Here is a 19505-nt window from a genome sequence, read left to right on the forward strand (position 1 = left end):
CCGCGATCAAGTTCATCGCGCGTGCGCCGGCCGTGCAGGCTGTTCGCTGATGACGCGTTGGCTGTCGGCGGGCGTGCTCGATGCCGCGACATCCGCTCGTCGAGCCCCGAACCACTTGCGTATCCAGGAAACGAGGGGACGCTCGCGCATCACCACCCTCGATGGGTTCTCGGCGATGATGCGCCGCAGCTCATTGGCGCGATCCACTCGCTCCCGCTCGGCGACGATGGCGTCGTATGTGATGGCCGGGTGCTCGAACATGCTGCTGACTCCTCTGCTGCGCTTCGACCTGATGCGCTGAGTCAACACTTCGCTCTAAGGCACCCCGCTCACATCGGGCAGATGCCCTATTTCCGACGGGCGCCGACCTCAGACGGTCGCGGCGATGAGAACCTCCGCCGCCCCGCGTGCCTGCACCGCGACGAGAGGATCGGCGGAGATCGCGGCCGTGCTCTGAGCACCCTCGGCGAGAATCGACAACTGCGCCGCAAGGACAGCAGGTGCTCCGGTCTCGGCGACGAGCTGCGCCATGTACTCCTGGAACGACTCTTTGTGCTCACGCACGATCTGGGCGACCTCTGGCACGGTGCCGCCGAGTTCACCGAACGCATTGATGAATGCGCAACCGCGGAAGTCGTCGGTACTGAACCAGCTCTGAAGGAAGTCGTAAACGGCGAGCAATCTCGCTCTTGGGTCGTCACCTGCGGCCGTCACCGCGCCGGTGAGCATGCTCTCCCACTCGTCGTGCTTGCGCTCGAGAACCGCCTTGATGATGTCGTTCTTCGAAGGGAACAGTGCGTAGACGCGCTTCAGCGACACACCGGCCGCCGCGCGCAGCTCGTCCATGCCGACAGCCGCGTACCCCTTGGCGTAGTAGAGCTCCTCGGCCGCGTCGAGGATGCGCTCTCGTGAATTCTCCGAATACATAAGTCCATGGTACTTGACAAGAGAACGATCGTTCTCTACATTTGTGATCAACGGCGGAGAACGACCGTTCTCCACTCCCTTCCAGAAAGGCAGAACCATGGGGTACATCAACGTCGGCACCGAGAACTCCGCTCCTGTAGAGCTCTACTACGAAGACCAGGGCGCCGGCCAGCCGGTCGTCCTCATCCACGGCTACCCGCTCGACGGACACAGCTGGGAACGGCAGACGCGCGAGCTGCTCGCGAACGGCTACCGCGTCATCACATACGACCGCCGTGGTTTCGGCCAGTCATCTAAGGTCGCCACCGGGTACGACTACGACACCTTCGCCGCCGACCTGAACACCGTGCTCGAGACGCTCGACCTGCGTGACGTCGTGCTGGTCGGCTTCTCTATGGGCACGGGCGAACTCGCCCGCTACGTGTCTCGCTACGGGCACGAGCGGGTCGCGAAGCTCGCCTTCCTCGCATCGCTCGAGCCGTTCCTCGTGCAGCGCGATGACAACCCGGAGGGTGTGCCGCAGGAGGTCTTCGACGGGATCGAGGCCGCAGCGAAGGGCGACCGGTTCGCCTGGTACACGGACTTCTACAAGAACTTCTACAACCTCGATGAGAACCTCGGCTCGCGCATCAGCCAGCAGGCGGTCGACGGTAGCTGGAACGTCGCGATCAGCAGCGCGCCGGTCGCGGCCTACGCCGTGGTCTCGTCATGGATCGAGGACTTCCGCGGCGACGTCGAAGCGGTCCGCGCGGCCGGCAAGCCGACGCTGATCCTGCACGGCACCGCGGACAACATCCTTCCGATCGACGCCACCGCACGCCGCTTCCACCAGGCCGTGCCCGACGCCGAGTACGTCGAGGTCGAAGGCGCACCGCACGGACTGCTCTGGACGCACGCCGACGAGGTCAACGCCGCACTGAAGGAGTTCCTGGGCAAGTAGGGACGCAGACAGGAGCGGGGACGGGTGCCACGGCATCCGTCCCCGCTCCTGTCTGGTCACCTCACGGCGTCATGCGGTCGGTGCGCGCTCCGCGCCCGACACCGTTCACCGTCAGCAGCGTTCCCGTGTCGGTGAACTCCTGCAGGATCTCGTTCTGCCGCTCGGATCCGTCGCGGTGGGTGAGCAGGCTCACGACGACCGCCACGAGCATCGCGCAGATGAAGGCAGGCAGCAATTCGTACATCTGCGGCCATACGGCCTTCCAGACGAAGACCCCGGCGGCGCCGACGAACATTCCGGCCAGCGCACCCCAGTTGGTGAGCTTGCGCCAGAACAGGCTGAGCAGGATCAACGGGCCGAACGCCGCACCGAACCCCGCCCATGCGAAGGACACGAGTCCGAGAATCGTGTCGTTCGGGACGAGCGCCAGCAGCGCGGCGATGATCCCGACGCCGAGCACCGTGAGTCGTCCGAGAAGCACAAGCAACTTGGGCGACGGCTCCTTCTTCACGACCCGGAAGAGGTCTTCGACGAGCGCCGACGATGCCACGATCAACTGGCTCGATATCGTGCTCATGATCGCGGCCAGCACCGCTGCGAGGACGAGACCGGCGACGAACGGATGCAGCAGTGTCTGAGCCATCACCAGCACGACGGTCTCGGGGTTGGCGAGGTCGATGCCATTGGCTGCCATGTACGCCACTCCGACGAAACCGGAGAACACCGCGCCGACCAAGGAGATGATCATCCACGTCATGCCGATTCGGCGAGCGGACTTCGCCTCGCCCGGGTTGCGCAGTGCCATGAACCGCACGATGATGTGCGGCTGGCCGAAGTAGCCCAGACCCCAGGCGAGCGATGAGACTATCGCGAGGATCGCGCCACCGGTCAGTGCGGTTCCGCCGATGAGCGACAGGTGGTTCGGCGCGAGGTCGTCGACGTATGCGCCGAGCTCTCCGAAGCCGCCGACGGCGATGACGGCCGCGACCGGAATGACCACCAGCGCGATCACCATCATCAGACCCTGCACGACATCGGTGAACGATGCGCCGAGGAATCCGCCGAAGAGCGTATAGAGCAGGGTCACGCCTCCGACCAGAGCGACGCCGAGCAGATAGTCGGAGTTGAAGGAGGTCTCGAAGAAGAAGCCACCGGCGACCATGCCGCTGGAGATGTACAGCGTGAAGAAGACAAGGATCACGACGCCGGCGAGAGTGCGCAGCAGACGGGACGGGTCACGCAGTCTGTTCTCGAAGAAGCTCGGCACCGTGATCGAGTTGCGCGACACCTGCGTGTACGCGCGCAGGCGCGGCGCGACGAGAAGCCAGTTCAGGTACGCCCCGATCGTGAGGCCGACGGCGATCCATGCTTCGATGAGTCCGGACAGGTAGATCGCGCCGGGCAGCCCCATCACCAACCACCCGGACATGTCTGATGCTCCGGCGCTGAGCGCCGCCACCCAGGCCGGAAGATCGCGGCCGCCGAGCATGTAGTCCTCGTGGTCGGTCGTCCGGCGGAACGCCAGATAGCCGATGACGAGCATGGCTGCGAAGTACAGCCCCAGCGCGATGAAGATGAATATCTGGTCGGACATCGTCGTCCCTTCCCTGCAGATCAGTGCAGTGGTCGTACCTCGATCCTCTCAGGGACGGATGCCGGTGACCAGGCCTTGGCGCGTCCTACCACTCGACGCGTGACAAGGTAGAGGCTCGGCACGGTCGTCAGGGGAACGCATGATGGGCAAGAGATCGCGGGACGAAGAGCTCATTCCCCGTACATTCTGGTGGGTGTTGCTCGGACTGGGGCTCATCGCATCAGTGACGGGATTGTCCTTGGCTGTCATCTACGGCGCTGTCGTCATCGAGGATGCGCCGGGGGGTGTTGCCCTTCCTTTCGTCGATGAATACCCGACGGTCGTCGAGATGCTGCTGCCCTCGATGGCAGCATTCTTCATTGGGGGATGCCTGACGTTCGTGGGTGAGCTGCTGCGACGAGGAACGATTTTCAAGGGGAAGAACACGAATGTCGCGATCTTCCGACCGCTGAAGCTTCCGATCCATCTCGCGTGGGTTCTCGGCGCTGCGGCCGCGTGGGCGACGGTGATGTTCGCAGTATTGCCCTGGGCTGTGAAAAGCGCACCCCAGGGCCCGGGCTGGTCAAGTCTCGACGCCGACTCGGACGCGACTTTCGTGATCGGCGTCTACGGTGGGCTGGCCGCTCTTCTCACCGGCGCCCTCCTCGGGTCGCTGTTCAAGAAAGCCTGGTATCTGGCAGCTGTCCGCCGCCTCGGCACCCCGGCGACGACATCCCTCTTCTGGTGGAACTTCTCCGCCTTCTGGCGTGCGGACGTCTGGCTGGTCGCACTCGGAGGCATGTTTCTCGGACTATCGCCGCTCGCGATGACCTTCGGCAGTGCTGTCAGTATCACCGCGACGGTCGGCGGGGGCAGCGTCCTCATCGCACTCGGTCTGTGCACCTGCACGCAGTACCGCAGGTCTGGCATGCCGCTGGGAACGGGTTCCTCTCTGAGCGGCGAGTACAAGACTCTGCTCTCCTCATGATCCTGTCGACCCAGCGCGATCATGCGGTCTCGGCCCCGCGCTCAGCCGTGCAGCAGTGAGCCGCGCGCGGACGGACGGGCGATCTCCGGTGTCAGCACCGCGAGCACGCGCACCAGCGTCGTGAGCCAGAGCAGTCCGAGACCGATCACGATCGCCTCGAGCACCGTGAGCGAGTACAGGTCGAAGACATCGGCCAGTACGAAGGCGATGATGAGCAGCAGCGCGACGCCCACCGTCGTCATCAACAGAGGTTGTGGCGGCCCAGGCATCACTGTCGTCGTGAGCACTCCGGCCGCGACGAACAGCACGAGAGTCGAGACGGCGGCGATGTTGTGCACCACCACGATGTTCTCCTGCGGGAACAGCCCGACTCCAGCGAGCGCTGCGCCGGTCGCCACCCAGAGCACCACCACCCACGCGATCCGACCCAGCGCACCATCGCCGAGGATTCGGTGCAGATCACGACCGATGTACGTGCCGACGGTGCCGGTGAGGATGCCCGCGACGACGAGCGTGCCGTTGAACGCCCATGCCCCGCTTCCGATGCCCAGTTGTGAGAAGTTCGTCTCCCACCACTGCGGGTCTGCGGCGGTGAGCATCGCGAACAGTGTGCCGATCACGAGATAGGTGAACAGAAGGGTCGCGAGATCCGCCGTACGCAGCCCGATGCCGGCGCCGAACGCGAGCCTGCCGGAGACCGCGCTCGCGACCCCGGTGACGATACCGCCGCCCAGTGCCGGCAGCTCTACCCCTTGCAGTCCGACGCCGAGCACTTCGCTCGCCAGCAGCACGCCCAGTGCAGACACTCCCGCGAACGCGATGGTCAGTGCCACCGCCGATGATGCGGAGATGATCCGCTGCCAGTGCGGCATCGCCGCGTGCTCGCCGCGGCGGTGCAGGAAGGTGCTGACGACGAAGGAGGCGGCGGCGATCACACCAGCGACCATCGCCGCCGGGATCCCGACGGAGCCGTCACCGGCGATCGGCCGCGGATTGCCCCACAGCACCGCTGTGCCGGCACCGGCACCGAGGAGGAAGCAGCTGACCGTGGCCCAGATCGCTCGCGTTTCGCGCCTCATCTGCAGCTCCTGGTCCATGTCCCCCATCGAACCATGACCCGCCGACGCAGAGAGCTCAGCCGCGCATGGCGACGCCGCGTCGCCAGTAGCCCATGAAGGCGACCTGCGAGCGGTCGATGCCGAGGTCCTTCACCAGGTGCCGGCGCAACGTCGTGACGACTCCGCTCTCGCCCGCGATCCAGAAGTACCGGTCTGCTCCGTCCGGCGAAGAGGCGACCTCCTCGCCGCTGCCCGAGTAGTCCGGGGTCTCCCAGACCATCTCCTCACCGTCGGCATCCTGCACGACGATCTCGGTGTGGCCCGTGTCGCCGAGGCAGTCGAGCACCGTGGGGATGAGGCGCAGCCCGTGTGCGGCATCGCCGCGCGGCAGCCAGTGCACCTCGACGCCTTCCGGAGCGTCGATCGGCAGGATGTCTTCAGCCGTCGGAACCTCGATGAAAGCGAGACCGCGCAGGTCACGCGGAGCGTCTTCCAGGATGCGGGCGATCGCCGGTGCTGCGGTCTCATCGCCGACCAGCATCACAGAAGAGGCGGAACCGGGCGCGTACTCGATGCCGCTGCGGTCCTCTCGGCCGCGGCGCGGCCCGACCATCCAGAGCTCGTCGCCCACGGTCGCCGCGCTCGCCCACAGGGAGGCGGGTCCGGTGAGACCCGGTGCGAGATGCAGCACGAAGTCCACGACGACTTCGGTCGAGGACGCGTCGACCGACTCAGCGGCCGGGAGCACGCGAAGCTCGCGCACCGAATAGGTGCGCATCGACCCGCGTTCCTCCTCGGGAACGGCGAGATAGGCGCCCCACCAGTCGTCGTTGTCACGGTCGAGATCGGGGAGGATGCCGGATGCCGGCGGGAAGACCAGTTTGATGCGTGCGTCGTAGACATCTCCTGGGGTGCCGAACTCTTCGAAGTCGATGCCACCGAATGTGACGCGCACGAAGTTCGGCGACACGCGGTCGACGGCGCGCACCTCGGCGCGGGCAAGGACGTACGCGGGACGGACGCGGGTGGTGGTGTCAGCGGACATGATGCCTTCCGATCGGTGTCACCATCGGCTTCCCGGAAACCGGGTCGGTGGTGATCTGGTTCGCCATGCCGAAGACCTCTTCGACCAGCGTGTGAGTGAGGATGTCGTCCGGTGCACCGAGGGCGTGCACCTTTCCGCTGCGCATCGCGACGAGTTCGTCGGAGTAGCGGGCGGCGAGATTGAGGTCGTGCAGCACCATGACGATCGTCGTGCCGCGCGAGACGCTGAGGTCGGTGAGCAGATCGAGCACCTCGACCTGATGGGCGACATCGAGGAATGTGGTCGGCTCGTCGAGCAGCAGGATGTCGGTCTCCTGCGCGAGCGCCATCGCGATCCACACGCGCTGACGCTGCCCGCCGGAGAGTTCGTCGACGCTGCGGTCGGCGAGGTCCGTGATCCCTGTCGCGGCGAGCGCATCGGCGACGACCTCGTAATCGTGTGAAGTCCAGCGAGCGAGCACCTTCTGATGCGGATGCCGCCCCCGCCCGACCAGGTCGGCCACGGCGATACCCTCCGGAGCGATCGGCGACTGCGGCAGCAGGCCGAGAACGCGGGCGACCTCCTTGGTGGGCCTGGAGTGCACCGACTGACCGTCGAGGACGATCTGACCGGATGCCGGTGACAGCAACCGCGCGAGGGAGCGCAGCAGCGTCGACTTGCCGCATCCGTTCGCTCCGACGATCGACGTGATCTTCCCCGGTGCGACCACGAGGTCGAGCCCCTCGATGACGGTGCGGTCACCGTAGGAGAGGGTGACCGCCTCCGCTGTCAGTGTGTGTGCCTCAGTCACAGAGAGCCTCCGGAGCGGTTGGTGCGGATGAGCAGGTAGATCAGGTACGGGGCGCCGAGCACGCCGGTGATGACGCCGACCGGGTAGCGCGCATCGAACGCGAACTGACCGATCAGGTCGCCGCCGAGCACGAGAACGGCCCCGACGAAGGCGGATGGCAGCAGCAGGTTCGCGCCGGGGCCGGTGATGCGGGCGGCGATGGGCCCGGCCATGAACGCCACGAACGCGATCGGGCCGGTGCCGGCCGTCGCGAACGCGAGCAGCGCGACCGCGCCGATGATGAACATCAGCCGCGTCACCGTCACGCGCACACCGAGGCCGGAGGCCGAGTCGTCGCCGAGTTGCAGCATCCCGAGCGCCTTCGCCTGGCTGAACAGGAAGGGCACAATGGCGACACTGGCGATCGCGAGGGGGATGACGTCATCCCACGCGGCATTGTTCAGGCTTCCGGTGATCCAGCGCATCGCCATCTGGATGTCCCAGTCCGCCGCGCGCGAGAGCACATAGGACACGACGCTCTGCAGCATCGCGGCGACTCCGATGCCGATCAGGATCAGGCGGATGCCGGAGAAGCCGCCCTTGTTCGAGAGCAGGTAGATCGCGATCGCGGTGATCAGCGCTCCGCCGAGTGCCATCGCCGAGACGGCGGGCCCGCTCAGCCCGAGCGCGACGATGCCGACGACAGCAGCGGCACTCGCGCCCTCTGTGATGCCGATGATGTCCGGCGAGGCCAGCGGATTGCGCAGCAACGTCTGGAACGTGACTCCGGCGATCCCGAACGCGAAGCCGGCGAGGATCGCGAGTGCGGTGCGCGGAAGGCGCAGTTCGCCGACGGTGAAGGATGCCCCCGGTACGGTCTCACCCAGCATCACGCGGATGATCTCACCCGGCGTGTAGAACGAGTTGCCGAACATCAGGGCGACCGCGGCGAGCGCGAACAGCAGCACGCCGAGCACGATCGTGGCCACGGCGTGACGACGGTGGCGTGCGCGACGGCCGGCCATGATCGCCGCCGGACCCTTCGTCTGCAGAATCGTCACAGTTCACGCACCTTCTGGCGGCGGACGATCCAGATGAAGAACGGGGCGCCGATGACGGCGGTGATGATGCCGACCTGGATCTCCTCCGAAGACGGCGCGATCACGCGGCCGATGATGTCGCTCGCGAGCAGCAGTGCCGCCCCTCCGAGTGCGGAGAAGGGCAGCAGCCAGCGGTGGTCAGTGCCGATCAGCATCCGGCACATGTGAGGGATGACGAGACCGACGAAGCCGATCGGGCCGGCGATCGCCGTCGCCGCACCCGCAAGGATCACGGCGCCGAGCGCCGAGATCAGTCGTGTGCGGAACACGCGCTCACCGAGACCGGCCGCCATGTCATCGCCGAGGGCGAGGGAGTTCATGCCCCGCGCGCACATGAAGCAGATGAGCGCACCGAGTGCGAGCACGGGAGCGGTGATCGCGATGCGCGGCCACTCCGCACCTCCGACGCCGCCGACCTGCCAGGACTGGTACGTCTGCAGCAGGTCGACGCGGGGCAGCATGATCGCGCTGATCAGTGAGCCGAGAGCGGCCGAGGTGGCGGCTCCGGCGAGCGCGAGTTTGAGCGGGGTCGCGCCGCCGCGGCCGAGGGAGCCGACCGTGTACACGAAGACGGCAGCGATCGCCGCGCCGAGGATGGCGAGCAGCATGTACCCGTACGCGCTCGAGATGCCGAAGAACGCGATCCCGAAGACGACGGCGAGCGATGCGCCGTTCGTGACTCCGAGGATGCCGGGGTCGGCGATGGGGTTTCGGGTCACAGCCTGCATGGCCGCGCCGGAGAGTGCGAGCGCGGCGCCGACGAGGATGGCGAGCACCGTGCGCGGGATCCTCTTGATGATCGCCGCCTGGGCGACGGTGTCATCGTGGCCGCTGAGCGCGGCGAGGATGTCGTCGAGCGACACGGTGCGCACGCCGAACGAGACGGACAGGATGCCGAGGACGAGGATCACTCCGACGCCGATCAGCAGCCAGAGCACACGCACCGACGCCGGACGCCGCATGTTCGCGGCGCCCGACGTCGAGGTCGTGGCGGCTGAAGTCACTCGTCGAGCAGCGGGGCCTCGAGGATCGCGAAGTAGTCGTCGATGCCCCACGGGATCGACAACGGCGACGGGTTCGCGGAGTTCGCCATCGGCGACGCGTCAGGCAGGACTGCGATGTTCCCGGCGGCGACCGCGGGGATCTTGCTCAGCAGCGGATCGGCCTGGAGCAGGGGGATGATCGACTCGTCGCCGTAGGTGATGAACACGTCGACGTCGTCGAACTTCTCGACCTCCTCGGCACTGACCATCAGATAGAAGTCGGTGCTGTCGGCGTTGTCCGCGACGATCTGCGCCTCGGGCAAGCCGAGGTCGAGGAGGAACCCTGGGCGGGTGTCGATGCGCGTGTAGTAGCCGACCTGGCTGAGATCGGTCGGGTCGATATAGGTGAAGAGAAGCTTCGACTCCTTCAGCGCCGGGTGAGCGTCGAGCGCAGCCTGCGTCTGGGCGTCGAGGTCTTCGATGAGAGCCTCACCTTCGTCGGCGAGTCCGATCGCCTCGGAGTTCAGGGTGATCATGTCCTGCACTGATGTGCCCCACGCGACCTCGGGGAAGGCCACGACAGGTGCGATCTTCGAGAGGGTGTCGTAGTCCTCCTGCGTGAGACCGGAGTACGAGGCGAGGATGACGTCCGGAGCGGTGTCAGCGACGGCCTCGAAGTCGATGCCGTCGGCCTCGTCGAACAGCACCGGCACCTCGCCGGCCTTCTCGGCATCCTTGTCGCCCATCAGCGACACGTCGATCCCGAGCTCGTCGAGCGTGTCCTCGACCCACGGCAGCACGCCGTTGTCGTCATCGTCACCCCAGGCGACCTTGCTCATTCCGACCGGCACGACGCCGAGTGCGAGCGGAACCTCGTGGTTGGCCCAGTTGACGGTCGCGATGCGGTCGGGCTTCTCGCTGATCGTGGTCTCGCCGTAGACGTGCTCGATGGTGACCGGGAACGCGTCGGCGGATGCCGGGTTCGTGCCGATAAGCGAGTCGGAGTCCGAACCGTCGGTGGCCGCGGGGGTGGAGCAGGCCGCGAGGCCGACGGTCAGGGCAGCGACTGCGCCGAGGCCCAGGAGACGAGAGATGCGCACGGGTTTCCCTTTCGGGTAGATGGGGGCTGGCACGAAGAGCGCCGGATGCTTTGGTAAGCCTGCCCTAATTTATCAGAGAGTTAGGGTCACCTCATACGGGTCGGCCGATATCGCCGGGGCTAACGTGGGTGCATGCGGATGACATCGGCGGTGCGCAGCGCGAAACGCGCTCCCCTGCTGCAGGTCGTGAAGTCGGCGGTCGCGACGATCGGCGCCTGGCTGATCGCGGGCTGGCTCATTCCAGGCCCCCTGCCGGTGTTCGCCGCGATCGCCGCCCTGCTCGTGGTGCTGCCGAGCGTGAATCAGTCGTTCGCCAAGGCGATCGAGCGCAGCCTCGGCGTGATCGTCGGCGTCGTGATCGCCACAGGGCTCAGCCTTCTGCTGGGTCCGCAGAGCTGGGTGGTCCTGCTCGCGATCGTGGTCGCGATGCTGGTGGCGTGGGCGTTCCGTGCGACACCGGGCATGGGGAACCAGGTCGCGATCTCCGCGATGCTCGTGCTCGCGCTCGGATCGTCCAGCCCCCAATACGCGCTTGATCGCATCATCGAAACACTGATCGGCGTCGCGATCGGAATCATCGTCAACGCCCTGATCGTGCCGCCCGTGCTCACCGCACCCGCGCGGCGCGACCTTGGGCTGCTGGGTGCCGAGATCGCCGCCAGCCTCGACCGCCTTGCGGCGGCGCTGCTCACCTCGCAGACACCGGCGCAGCTGCAGGGGCTGATGCTCGAGGCGCGGCTGCTGCGCCCGATGCAGGCGGCGGCCGAAGCATCCATCACGGCAGGTGAGGAATCGCTGACCCTCAACCCACGCCGATCCCAGCGCGGTGACCTTCGTGAGATGCGAGCACTCCTGGAGAAGTTGTCTCCGATCGTGACCCAGGTGATCGGCATGACCCGTGCGTATTTCGACCACTACGACGATTCCCTCGCCGATGAGCCGACAGTGCACGCCATCGCCGAACAGCTGCGCCGCGCCGGCCACGACGTGCGCCTCGCGGTGCAGGTCGCCGATGTCGCGCCGGAGCCTTCCTCTGAGACCTCCGCCATCCCGGCGCTGACCGCGCCGCTGCGGGTGAAGCCGCCGGCATCCGGTCATTGGATCCTCATCGGCTCGCTCATGGAAGACCTGCGCCGCATCCGTGGCGAGCTCGTCGGAGAAGAGTGACGGCTCGGCGACGCGGGCGGGTCGTACGCTGGAGGCATGGCCGACACGATGACCGTCCCCGATGTTCTGGCGGAGCTCGCCGCGCTCGAGGATCCGAAGATGCGGGCGGCGAACGAGAAGCGCGGCGACGACCACGGCATCAACCTGTCGAAGATGCGCGGGCTCGCGAAGCAGGTCAAGGCGAATCACGCCCTGGCGAAAGAGCTGTGGTCGACGGGTGAGACTGCGCCGAGGCTCCTCGCACTGCTGATCTGCAAGCCGCGGGATTTCACCGCCGACGAGCTCGACGCGATGCTGCGCGAGACTCGACCGCCGAAGGTCAACGAGTGGTTCGTCAGCTACATCGCCAAGAAGTCGCCTCTCGCGGAGGAGATGCGGATGCGGTGGTTCGATGATCCGGATCCGACGGTCGCTGCCGCTGCGTGGTCGCTGACCAGCGAGCGGGTGGCGAAGAACCCTGATGGACTCGACCTCGATGATCTGCTCGACCGCATCGAACGCGACATGAAGGATGCACCGGCACGTCTGCAGTGGTCGATGAACGAGACGCTCGCGCAGATCGGCATCTACCATCCGCATCTGCGCGCCCGCGCACTGCAGATCGGGGAGCGGCTGCAGGTGCTGGCCGACTATCCGACCGCTCCCGGTTGCACCTCCCCCTTCGCCCCGATCTGGATCGGCGAGATCGTCAGGCGCCGCGAAGGCTGATCCGCCTCACCGGGTCGAGCATCCGACGACGCGTCAGCCGTCGGAATCGTCGGTGCGAGGACCGGTCTCGAATCGCGTCAGCTTATGGGTGCCGTCGCACCACGGTTTGATCGCTGACGCGCCGCACCGGCACAGCGCCACCGTGCGGCGGGGGTTGTGGATGACCTCGCCGTCTTCTCCCACGATCTCGACCGTACCCCGGACGAGAAGCGGTCCGTCGGTGCACGCCGTGATCTGCACATCATCCGCCGCAGGCACGATCTGGGTCGCCCCGCGCTCAGACATCTTCATCGGCCTCGACACGCAGTGAACTCCTGCCGGCTTCGAACGCCGCCCTGATGTGGTCGCCGACACGGTCATCCACCATGAGGCACGCCGCAGCGCCGAAGAAGATGTCCGGGATCAGCTCTGGACGATCCTCACCGAGCGATCCGGCGAGATCTCGTGCCGCGATCTGTTCGTGCACAGCATCCGCTTCGACATGCTCGTCGAAGTACTCCGTCACGTCATCGCCGAAACCGAGCCGGCGGAAGCCCTCCGCATACGAGCGGTTCGGCAACGAGGAGGTCATCTCGAAGGCCGCGAGGTGCCCGACGATCGCGCCGAGCAGCCTCCGGTTGATGCCGAACATCGACATCGCGTTCTGAGAGGCGAGCGTCACGGCAGGAACGCGGTCGAGGTAGGCGCCGTAGCGGGAATCCAGTCCGAGCCCTCGCAGGGTCCGGGCGAAGATCTCGGCATGCATGCGCTCAGGGCGTCCTGCGCCGTACTCGTCGGATTGGATCTCCACGAGGGCCACTTTGGCCCGGCCGGTCAGGCGCGGAATCGCCCAGGAATGCGGGTCCGCCTCTCGCAGCGTGTAGATGCTGCGCTGGACGGCGAACTCCTTCGCCTGTTCCAGCGTGGCGTGCTTCGCGATGTGTCGTGCGAGCGAGGGTCCAGGAGTGGGTGCGGTGAGACGGAACAGCTCGGCGGCGATCTTCTCGCCGTCTGCCGGCGGAAGCTCGGGGACGACGACATCTCGACGCAGCTCCCGCTCGAACGCCCGCTCGATCGAGCGCCGCACACCGAGCAGCTCAGCGTTCCACTCCCATTCCGCGTCGATCCAGTCCAGCGAACCGTACGAGCAGGCGTACAGCAGGAACAGGGCGAGCTGGATGTCGTCGTCCGAAGAGACGCGGTCGGTCTCGGCCAGCACCCGCTCGGCGACATCGGCGAGTGCGCCATCCGTTGGCGAGTCCGGGTCACCGAGCTGGAGCATCTCCAGCACTCCTGCGCTGAGCGGACCTCGTGCGAGCATCGTCGCAGCGGACGTCGGGTGTTCGTCGATGACAGTCATGGAGCCCCTTCATGAATGACGACAGGCGCGGCCTGTGCCTACACCGACTCTGCCACGAGCCCGGTGAAATCGAACAGGGGTTGACGACGCCCTCGTCGGTGGCTAAACGCCTCGTTCCGGCAGCACAAGATGCGTGAGTACGCTCGAAGCATGAGCACGCACATCGCCGCTGATCCCGGTCAGATCGCCCCCATCGTCCTGTTCCCCGGCGACCCGCTTCGGGCGAAGTGGATCGCCGAGAACTTCCTCGAAGGCGCTTCGCTGTATTCCGAGACCCGCGGGATGCTGGGGTTCACCGGCACCTGGGAAGGACGCCGCATCTCGGTGCAGGGGTCGGGCATGGGACAGCCGTCGATGGCGATCTACGCCACGGAGCTGTTCAAGGAGTACGACGTGCAGACGATCGTGCGCGTCGGCTCATGCGGTGCGCTGACCGAGCGCCTTTCCGTACGCGACATCATCATCGCGAGTGGCGCGTGCACCGACTCCGGAATCAACCGCGTCAGGTTCAACGGACTCGACTACGCACCCGTCGCCGACTTCTCTCTGCTGCGCGCAGCGGTCGAGGCGAGCGAGGCCATGCCGCTGGACGCCGCCGTGCACGTCGGACTGCTCTTCTCGAGCGATCAGTTCTACAGCACCAGACCAGAGCTGACGGAACCGTTCGTCGCCCATGGTGCTCTCGGCGTCGAGATGGAGACGAGCGGGCTCTACACCCTGGCGGCGTACCACGGCCGTCGCGCGCTCAGCATCTGCACCGTCTCCGACCACATCGTCACCGGCGAGGAGACGACAGCGCAGGAGCGCGAGCAGACCTTCGGCGACATGATCGAGATCGCGCTGCGCGCGGCGACCTCCTGAGGCAGGGGCGGATGCCGCGGCATCCGCTCGTCCGTCGATCGCACTTGCTCGGTAGGCTGAATCGGATATGACAGGCGTGACGGCGACACCTCGCAGTGTGATCAGGACGCCCGGCATCATCGCGTTGATGTCGATGTCTGCGCTCGGCTTCGCCGGATTCGGCGCGCTCGTGTCGACCGTACCGCTGTGGGCGGTGCGCGGTGGCGCAGACGAAGTCGGCGGCGGACTCGTGAACGCCGTCATGATGGCCGCCACCGTCGCAGTGCAGACGACGGTTCCCGCGGCGTTGCGCCGCTTCGGCTGGACGCCCACGCTCGTGGCAGGGGTGGCCCTCCTCGGCGCCCCGTCGCTGTTGCTGCTCATGACCGATGCTCTGCCGGCGATCCTCGCGATCTCCGCCGCACGCGGTGCCGGCTTCGCGGTGATCACCGTGTGCGGATCATCGGCGGTGGCGATGCTGGTGGAGCCGGCCCGCCGTGGACGCGCCATCGGCCTCTACGGCCTGTCGATCTCCGCCCCGCAGATCCTGCTCGTGCCGACATCGGTGTGGGTCGCCGACAACGTGGGCTTCTGGGTCGTGTTCACCATCGGTGCGGCGCCGTTGATCGCCACAATCCCTGCCTTCCTGCTCGCGCGGCGCCTCGACCGCATGCCGCATGCGCCGGCCGCCGATCACCTTCCACACAGGACGAGCGCACGCGTGTGGCTGGCGCTGATCGCGCCGAGCGTCGTGCTGCTCACGATCACCGCTCCGGGCGGTGCGCTGCTGACCTTCGTGCCGCAGTTTCCCGAGGTCGGTGGATACGCGGTCGCCGGACTCTTCGCGCTCACGGCGTGCGCTGCCGTCGCCCGCTGGCTCATCGGTGGATTGGCAGACCGGTTCGGGCACCTGCCGTTCCAGCCGCCGATGCTTCTCCTCGGGGTGGCGGGGCTCGCGTTGTGCGTGTGGTCGATGGCCGGTGGAGGCGGAGCGGCTCTGGTCGGCGGGATGGCCGTCACCGGTGTCGCCTACGGCAGCCTCCAGAACGTCACACTGATCGAGTCGTTCGCCGCAGTGGGGCCACGCCATCGCGATGTCGCCAGCGCGGTGTGGAACATCGGCTTCGACTGCGGCACAGGTATCGGCGCGCTGGCGGTGGGCTTCATCGCAGCCAGGACGAGCTTCGGCGTCGCGCTGTCCACGACGTCGGCGGTCTGCCTCGTCGTCGCCGTCGCGGTTCTGGTGCGCATCCTGGTCGGCCGAGGTCGTCGTGCCGCTCGCCGCCACCCCTCAGCGCACGGGTGACAACTGCCCCGCCCCGAGCGTCTCACCTGCAGTCTTCCCGCATGACTCCGGAGAATTTTCGCCGATCGGCTCGGATCCGGCTCGGCAGAGGTCGAAACCGGCCGATTCTCCGGAGTTGTGCGGCGCCCGGACACACGTCGGGCCGGGGTGAGGGATGATCGAAGGACCATGACTTCCTCCGCGCGCCTCGATCCGACCTCCCTGCGCGACGCCGAGGGCGCTGTCGATCCGGATGCCGTGTACATGGCGTTCGTCGAATGGGCGGAGGCCACCGGCATCCAGCTCTACCCGGCACAGGACGAGGCGATCATCGAGATCGTCTCGGGGCAGAATCTGATCCTGTCGACTCCGACCGGCACCGGGAAGTCGCTCGTCGCGGTCGGCGCGCACTTCGCCGCACTCGCGGAGGGTCGGCGCAGTTACTACACCGCCCCGATCAAGGCTCTCGTGAGTGAGAAGTTCTTCGCGCTCGTCGACACGTTCGGTCCCGAGAACGTCGGCATGATCACGGGCGATTCATCGGTGAACGCGGACGCTCCGATCATCTGCTGCACGGCTGAGATCCTCGCCAATCTCGCGCTGCGTCAGGGGCCTGCCGCCGACGTCGGCCAGGTCGTGATGGACGAGTTCCACTTCTACGCCGACCCTGATCGAGGGTGGGCGTGGCAGGTGCCGCTGCTGACGCTTCCGCAGGCGCAGTTCATCCTGATGTCGGCGACGCTCGGCGATGTCACCGCGCTGGCCAGCGACCTGACCCGCCGAACCGGCCGCGAGACAGCGACAGTCACGGGCGTCGAACGACCGGTGCCGCTGCACTTCTATTACGAGCTGACGCCGATCCACGAGACGGTCGAAGACCTGCTCACCACGGGCCAGGCACCGATCTATGTCGTGCATTTCTCGCAGGCCGCAGCCATGGAGCGCGCGCAGGCGCTGTCGAGCACGAAGATCGCGACACGCGAACAGCGCGATCAGATCGCAGAGCTGATCGGCGAGTTCCGCTTCACGACCGCGTTCGGCAGGACGCTGTCGAAGTTCCTGCGTGCCGGCATCGGCGTGCATCACGCCGGCATGCTGCCGAAGTATCGACGCCTGGTCGAACAGCTCGCACAACGCGGGATGCTTCGCGTGATCTGCGGCACTGACACGCTCGGCGTCGGCATCAACGTGCCGATCCGCACGGTACTGCTCACCGCGCTGACGAAGTTCGACGGCACTCGCATGCGACAGCTCAACGCCCGTGAGTTCCACCAGATCGCCGGCCGCGCAGGCCGCGCGGGATTCGACACCGCCGGCACCGTGGTCGCCCAGGCACCGGAGCATGAGACCGAGAACGCCGCTCTGATCCGCAAGGCCGGCGACGACCCGAAGAAGAAGCGCAAGATCATCCGCAAGAAGGCACCGGACGGCTTCGTGTCGTGGGGCGAGCCGTCGTTTCGCAAGCTGATCGATGCGGAGCCGGAGACGTTGACCTCCCACATGCAGATCACGAGCGCGATGATGCTCAACGTGATCGGCCGCGGCGGCGACGTGTTCGGCAATATGCGCGCACTGGTATATGACAACCACGAACCTCGGGCAAGGCAGCGGATGCTGGCGCTGCGGGCGCTGGGAATCTATCGCACGCTGCGCGAATCGGGGATCGTCGAACAGGCCGCGGACGGCACGATCACCCTCACCGTGGATCTGCAGCCGAACTTCGCACTCAACCAGCCGCTCTCACCGTTCGCACTGGCAGCTTTCGAGCTGCTCGACCCGGCGGCCTCGACCTTCGCCCTCGACATGATCTCGATCGTGGAGTCGACGCTCGACGATCCACGCGCCGTGCTGAGTCAGCAGGAATTCCTCGCCCGAGGCGAGGCTGTCGCGGAGATGAAGCGAGAGGGCATCGAGTACGACGAGCGCATGGAGCTGCTCGAGCAGATCACCTATCCGAAGCCGCTGGAAGAGCTGCTGGGTGCCGCCTTCGACACGTACAGCGCGGCGCAGCCATGGATCCGCGACTTCGAACTGCATCCGAAGGCCGTCGTGCGCGACATGTACGAGCGGGCCATGTCGTTCGGGGAATATGTCGCGTACTACAAGATCGCCAGGTCGGAAGGGGTGGTGCTGCGATACCTGTCCGACGCGTATCGGGCAGCATCGCAGACGATCCCGGAGGACCTGAAGAACGAGGATCTCCGCGACCTCATCGAGTGGCTGGGTGAGCTCGTCCGCCAGGTCGATTCGAGCCTGCTCGACGAGTGGGAGGAACTGCGGGCTGGAACCGACAACGGCATGGTCGATCTCGACGCACTGAAGGCCGCCGAGCACCTGGAAGAGCCGATCGTGCCACCGGCGCCGAAGCGTCTCACGAGCAACGTGCGCGCGTTCCGCATCCTGGTGCGCAACGAGCTGTTCCGCCGTGTGCAGCTCGCCGCCCGCGAGGACGTGGATGCTCTTGCCGCGCTCGATCCCGCATTCGGCGAGGAGGGCTGGAACGTCGCACTCGATGCCTACTTCGCCGAGCATGACGACATCCTCACCGGCTCCGATGCACGAAGCTCGAAGCTGCTCCTCCTCACTGAGGGAGGGGTGACCTGGACTGCACGTCAGATCATCGACGACCCGGCCGGTGACCACGACTGGGGCATCTCTGCGACGATCGACCTCGCGGCATCCGATGAAGCGGGCGAAGCCGTCGTGACCGTCACCGGCGTTGACCGCCTCTAGGCGCTCGACCGATCGATCCGCGAGATGACGTGGAGCGGCGGGTCGATGGGATTGTCCGGCTCCATGTCTCCTTCGCCCACCCGCCGAAAGCCGGCCTTCTCCAAGGCGCGCCACGACGCGATGTTGCCTGCCGCCACCGGCACGATGATCGCGGGGCAGTCCGGATAGCTCGACCAGGTGTCGGTGACGAGGGCGCGGATGATCGCTGTACCGAGCCCTCGCCCTGTCTGAGACGGGTCAGCGATGAAGTAGTCGATCGTCACTGCGCCCGGCGGCACGTCGACGATCGCGCTGAGCTCTTGGAAGTCCTGGGCGTAGTCCGCGATGCGCGAGCGCTGCGCCAGCCCCACCGCCTCCCCGCCCACCGACACGAGCAGATCCTCCCCCGCTTCCTCTCCGCGGGTACCAGGCCCGAAGTCGCGTGCCACACCCTCAGGAGTGAAATCGTGATGCCAGTACCGGTGCACGTGCGGCCGGGACAGCCAGTCGGAGAGCAGAGGGAAATCTGCCGCGACGATCGGACGCCACGCGATCGACGCCGCCATCCACGCAGCGGTGCCGCTCACGACGGAGGCCGGTCGGACTCGACCGCTGTCTGCTGGTAGAGCGCGAGCCGCCACACGCCGGTGCGGCGTACGTACGTGCTGGCCATCAAGGCGACGAACGGCTCCGCTCCCGCACGAAACGCCCGCCCGGTGTACAGCAGCGTCGACGCGCCGTCCGCCAAGGCGAGCAGCCGCGGCTCGATGATCTCGTATCGCTCCCACGGGGGCGCGTCCGCCAAAGACGCGATCACCTCGGAGCGATCCATCGACAACCCAGACGCCAGCAGCATGGTGCCGTCTTCGATCATGAGCCCGCCGTAGAAGTCGCTCCCCGAACCGTCGCAGAGCGAATCCCACCCCTGGTGCTCGAGTTCCCACAGCTCCTCGATCTGCTCAGTCATGTCG

Annotated in this window: 20 protein-coding genes; 8 read left to right on the forward strand and 12 right to left on the reverse strand. The window is 66.7% G+C overall.

Annotation, left to right across the window (positions count from 1 at the left end):
* Window positions 1–49: 49 nt before the first annotated feature.
* A complete protein-coding gene (locus tag ACP7AR_RS11440; protein WP_426185793.1) occupies window positions 50–301 on the forward strand; it encodes a hypothetical protein in 252 nt (83 codons plus the stop codon).
* 68 nt (window positions 302–369) lie between these two features.
* On the opposite strand, the gene ACP7AR_RS11445 is transcribed toward ACP7AR_RS11440, so the two are convergent.
* On the reverse strand, window positions 370–927 hold the full coding sequence (locus ACP7AR_RS11445; RefSeq protein ID WP_426185795.1) for a TetR/AcrR family transcriptional regulator: 558 nt from the start codon (window positions 925–927) through the stop codon (window positions 370–372).
* A gap of 97 nt (window positions 928–1024) precedes the next feature.
* On the opposite strand from ACP7AR_RS11445, the gene ACP7AR_RS11450 reads away from it, so the two are divergent.
* Window positions 1025–1867 carry an alpha/beta fold hydrolase gene (locus ACP7AR_RS11450; RefSeq protein ID WP_426185797.1) on the forward strand — a complete coding sequence of 281 codons (843 nt, stop codon included), beginning with the start codon at window positions 1025–1027 and terminating at the stop codon, window positions 1865–1867.
* Window positions 1868–1928: 61 nt separating this feature from the next.
* Here ACP7AR_RS11450 and putP read toward each other — a convergent pair whose 3' ends face one another.
* Complete coding sequence (gene putP / locus ACP7AR_RS11455) at window positions 1929–3461, reverse strand: sodium/proline symporter PutP (protein ID WP_426185799.1); 1533 nt, start codon at window positions 3459–3461, stop codon at window positions 1929–1931.
* 139 nt (window positions 3462–3600) lie between these two features.
* Between putP and ACP7AR_RS11460 the strand changes: the two genes are divergently transcribed.
* On the forward strand, window positions 3601–4428 hold the full coding sequence (locus ACP7AR_RS11460; protein ID WP_426185801.1) for a hypothetical protein: 828 nt from the start codon (window positions 3601–3603) through the stop codon (window positions 4426–4428).
* A gap of 41 nt (window positions 4429–4469) precedes the next feature.
* Here ACP7AR_RS11460 and ACP7AR_RS11465 read toward each other — a convergent pair whose 3' ends face one another.
* Genes ACP7AR_RS11465 through ACP7AR_RS11490 form a run of 6 tightly spaced genes read right to left on the reverse strand, consistent with a single transcriptional unit; the run spans window position 4470 to window position 10483 of the window.
* A complete protein-coding gene (locus ACP7AR_RS11465; protein WP_426185803.1) occupies window positions 4470–5507 on the reverse strand; it encodes a DUF998 domain-containing protein in 1038 nt (345 codons plus the stop codon).
* A 55-nt stretch (window positions 5508–5562) separates the two neighbouring features.
* Window positions 5563–6531: a siderophore-interacting protein gene (locus ACP7AR_RS11470; RefSeq protein ID WP_426185805.1), complete on the reverse strand. Its 969-nt coding sequence runs from the start codon at window positions 6529–6531 to the stop codon at window positions 5563–5565.
* On the reverse strand, window positions 6521–7321 hold the full coding sequence (locus tag ACP7AR_RS11475; RefSeq protein ID WP_426185807.1) for an ABC transporter ATP-binding protein: 801 nt from the start codon (window positions 7319–7321) through the stop codon (window positions 6521–6523). The genes ACP7AR_RS11470 and ACP7AR_RS11475 overlap by 11 nt, the downstream gene beginning before the upstream one ends.
* Entirely contained in the window at window positions 7318–8325 is a 1008-nt protein-coding gene (locus tag ACP7AR_RS11480) for a FecCD family ABC transporter permease (RefSeq protein ID WP_426187732.1), read from the reverse strand. The genes ACP7AR_RS11475 and ACP7AR_RS11480 overlap by 4 nt, the downstream gene beginning before the upstream one ends.
* Window positions 8326–8357: 32 nt before the next feature.
* The gene (locus tag ACP7AR_RS11485) at window positions 8358–9404 is read right to left on the reverse strand and encodes a FecCD family ABC transporter permease (protein ID WP_426185809.1); all 1047 of its coding nucleotides are present in this window, start codon (window positions 9402–9404) and stop codon (window positions 8358–8360) included.
* Window positions 9401–10483, reverse strand: coding sequence for an iron-siderophore ABC transporter substrate-binding protein (locus ACP7AR_RS11490; RefSeq protein WP_426185811.1), 1083 nt, complete (start codon window positions 10481–10483; stop codon window positions 9401–9403). The genes ACP7AR_RS11485 and ACP7AR_RS11490 overlap by 4 nt, the downstream gene beginning before the upstream one ends.
* Before the next feature lie 132 nt (window positions 10484–10615).
* Here ACP7AR_RS11490 and ACP7AR_RS11495 point away from each other — a divergent pair, with 132 nt between their 5' ends.
* Window positions 10616–11650 (forward strand): FUSC family protein, encoded by a 1035-nt coding sequence (locus tag ACP7AR_RS11495; RefSeq protein WP_426185813.1) that lies wholly within the window; start codon window positions 10616–10618, stop codon window positions 11648–11650.
* Window positions 11651–11686: 36 nt separating this feature from the next.
* Entirely contained in the window at window positions 11687–12358 is a 672-nt protein-coding gene (locus ACP7AR_RS11500; protein WP_426185815.1) for a DNA alkylation repair protein, read from the forward strand.
* Between the two features lie 33 nt (window positions 12359–12391).
* Here ACP7AR_RS11500 and ACP7AR_RS11505 read toward each other — a convergent pair whose 3' ends face one another.
* Together ACP7AR_RS11505 and ACP7AR_RS11510 are read right to left on the reverse strand one after the other, a co-directional pair.
* Window positions 12392–12643 (reverse strand): CDGSH iron-sulfur domain-containing protein, encoded by a 252-nt coding sequence (locus tag ACP7AR_RS11505; RefSeq protein WP_426185817.1) that lies wholly within the window; start codon window positions 12641–12643, stop codon window positions 12392–12394.
* The gene (locus ACP7AR_RS11510; RefSeq protein ID WP_426185819.1) at window positions 12636–13697 is read right to left on the reverse strand and encodes an iron-containing redox enzyme family protein; all 1062 of its coding nucleotides are present in this window, start codon (window positions 13695–13697) and stop codon (window positions 12636–12638) included. The genes ACP7AR_RS11505 and ACP7AR_RS11510 overlap by 8 nt, the downstream gene beginning before the upstream one ends.
* Window positions 13698–13847: 150 nt before the next feature.
* Between ACP7AR_RS11510 and deoD the strand changes: the two genes are divergently transcribed.
* The 3 genes from deoD to ACP7AR_RS11525 all read left to right on the forward strand — a co-directional run bounded on the left by deoD (window position 13848) and on the right by ACP7AR_RS11525 (window position 18555).
* Complete coding sequence (gene deoD, locus ACP7AR_RS11515) at window positions 13848–14558, forward strand: purine-nucleoside phosphorylase (RefSeq protein ID WP_426185821.1); 711 nt, start codon at window positions 13848–13850, stop codon at window positions 14556–14558.
* A gap of 67 nt (window positions 14559–14625) precedes the next feature.
* Complete coding sequence (locus ACP7AR_RS11520; protein ID WP_426185823.1) at window positions 14626–15843, forward strand: MFS transporter; 1218 nt, start codon at window positions 14626–14628, stop codon at window positions 15841–15843.
* Between the two features lie 168 nt (window positions 15844–16011).
* Window positions 16012–18555, forward strand: coding sequence for a DEAD/DEAH box helicase (locus tag ACP7AR_RS11525; protein ID WP_426185825.1), 2544 nt, complete (start codon window positions 16012–16014; stop codon window positions 18553–18555).
* Here ACP7AR_RS11525 and ACP7AR_RS11530 read toward each other — a convergent pair.
* Both ACP7AR_RS11530 and ACP7AR_RS11535 read right to left on the reverse strand, forming a co-directional pair.
* Window positions 18552–19121 carry a GNAT family N-acetyltransferase gene (locus tag ACP7AR_RS11530; RefSeq protein WP_426185827.1) on the reverse strand — a complete coding sequence of 190 codons (570 nt, stop codon included), beginning with the start codon at window positions 19119–19121 and terminating at the stop codon, window positions 18552–18554. The two genes, ACP7AR_RS11525 and ACP7AR_RS11530, sit on opposite strands and share 4 nt — an antisense overlap.
* Window positions 19118–19501, reverse strand: a complete 384-nt coding sequence (locus ACP7AR_RS11535) for a DUF4440 domain-containing protein (protein ID WP_426185829.1) — start codon at window positions 19499–19501, stop codon at window positions 19118–19120. Before ACP7AR_RS11535 ends, ACP7AR_RS11530 begins: the two co-directional genes overlap by 4 nt.
* Window positions 19502–19505 lie beyond the last annotated feature (4 nt).

The organism is Microbacterium sp. TWP3-1-2b2 (assembly GCF_049896145.1).
Taxonomy (GTDB): domain Bacteria; phylum Actinomycetota; class Actinomycetes; order Actinomycetales; family Microbacteriaceae; genus Microbacterium.

What these genes read in the sequence shown, in the direction of transcription:
- ACP7AR_RS11440 (WP_426185793.1), top strand. Translation starts at nt 50, where the DNA reads ATGACGCGTTGGCTGTCGGCGGGCGTGCTCGATGCCGCGACATCCGCT.
- ACP7AR_RS11445 (WP_426185795.1), bottom strand. Translation starts at nt 927, where the DNA reads ATGTATTCGGAGAATTCACGAGAGCGCATCCTCGACGCGGCCGAGGAG.
- ACP7AR_RS11450 (WP_426185797.1), top strand. Translation starts at nt 1,025, where the DNA reads ATGGGGTACATCAACGTCGGCACCGAGAACTCCGCTCCTGTAGAGCTC.
- putP (WP_426185799.1), bottom strand. Translation starts at nt 3,461, where the DNA reads ATGTCCGACCAGATATTCATCTTCATCGCGCTGGGGCTGTACTTCGCA.
- ACP7AR_RS11460 (WP_426185801.1), top strand. Translation starts at nt 3,601, where the DNA reads ATGATGGGCAAGAGATCGCGGGACGAAGAGCTCATTCCCCGTACATTC.
- ACP7AR_RS11465 (WP_426185803.1), bottom strand. Translation starts at nt 5,507, where the DNA reads ATGAGGCGCGAAACGCGAGCGATCTGGGCCACGGTCAGCTGCTTCCTC.
- ACP7AR_RS11470 (WP_426185805.1), bottom strand. Translation starts at nt 6,531, where the DNA reads ATGTCCGCTGACACCACCACCCGCGTCCGTCCCGCGTACGTCCTTGCC.
- ACP7AR_RS11480 (WP_426187732.1), bottom strand. Translation starts at nt 8,325, where the DNA reads ATGGCCGGCCGTCGCGCACGCCACCGTCGTCACGCCGTGGCCACGATC.
- ACP7AR_RS11495 (WP_426185813.1), top strand. Translation starts at nt 10,616, where the DNA reads ATGCGGATGACATCGGCGGTGCGCAGCGCGAAACGCGCTCCCCTGCTG.
- ACP7AR_RS11500 (WP_426185815.1), top strand. Translation starts at nt 11,687, where the DNA reads ATGGCCGACACGATGACCGTCCCCGATGTTCTGGCGGAGCTCGCCGCG.
- ACP7AR_RS11505 (WP_426185817.1), bottom strand. Translation starts at nt 12,643, where the DNA reads ATGTCTGAGCGCGGGGCGACCCAGATCGTGCCTGCGGCGGATGATGTG.
- ACP7AR_RS11510 (WP_426185819.1), bottom strand. Translation starts at nt 13,697, where the DNA reads ATGACTGTCATCGACGAACACCCGACGTCCGCTGCGACGATGCTCGCA.
- deoD (WP_426185821.1), top strand. Translation starts at nt 13,848, where the DNA reads ATGAGCACGCACATCGCCGCTGATCCCGGTCAGATCGCCCCCATCGTC.
- ACP7AR_RS11520 (WP_426185823.1), top strand. Translation starts at nt 14,626, where the DNA reads ATGACAGGCGTGACGGCGACACCTCGCAGTGTGATCAGGACGCCCGGC.
- ACP7AR_RS11525 (WP_426185825.1), top strand. Translation starts at nt 16,012, where the DNA reads ATGACTTCCTCCGCGCGCCTCGATCCGACCTCCCTGCGCGACGCCGAG.
- ACP7AR_RS11535 (WP_426185829.1), bottom strand. Translation starts at nt 19,501, where the DNA reads ATGACTGAGCAGATCGAGGAGCTGTGGGAACTCGAGCACCAGGGGTGG.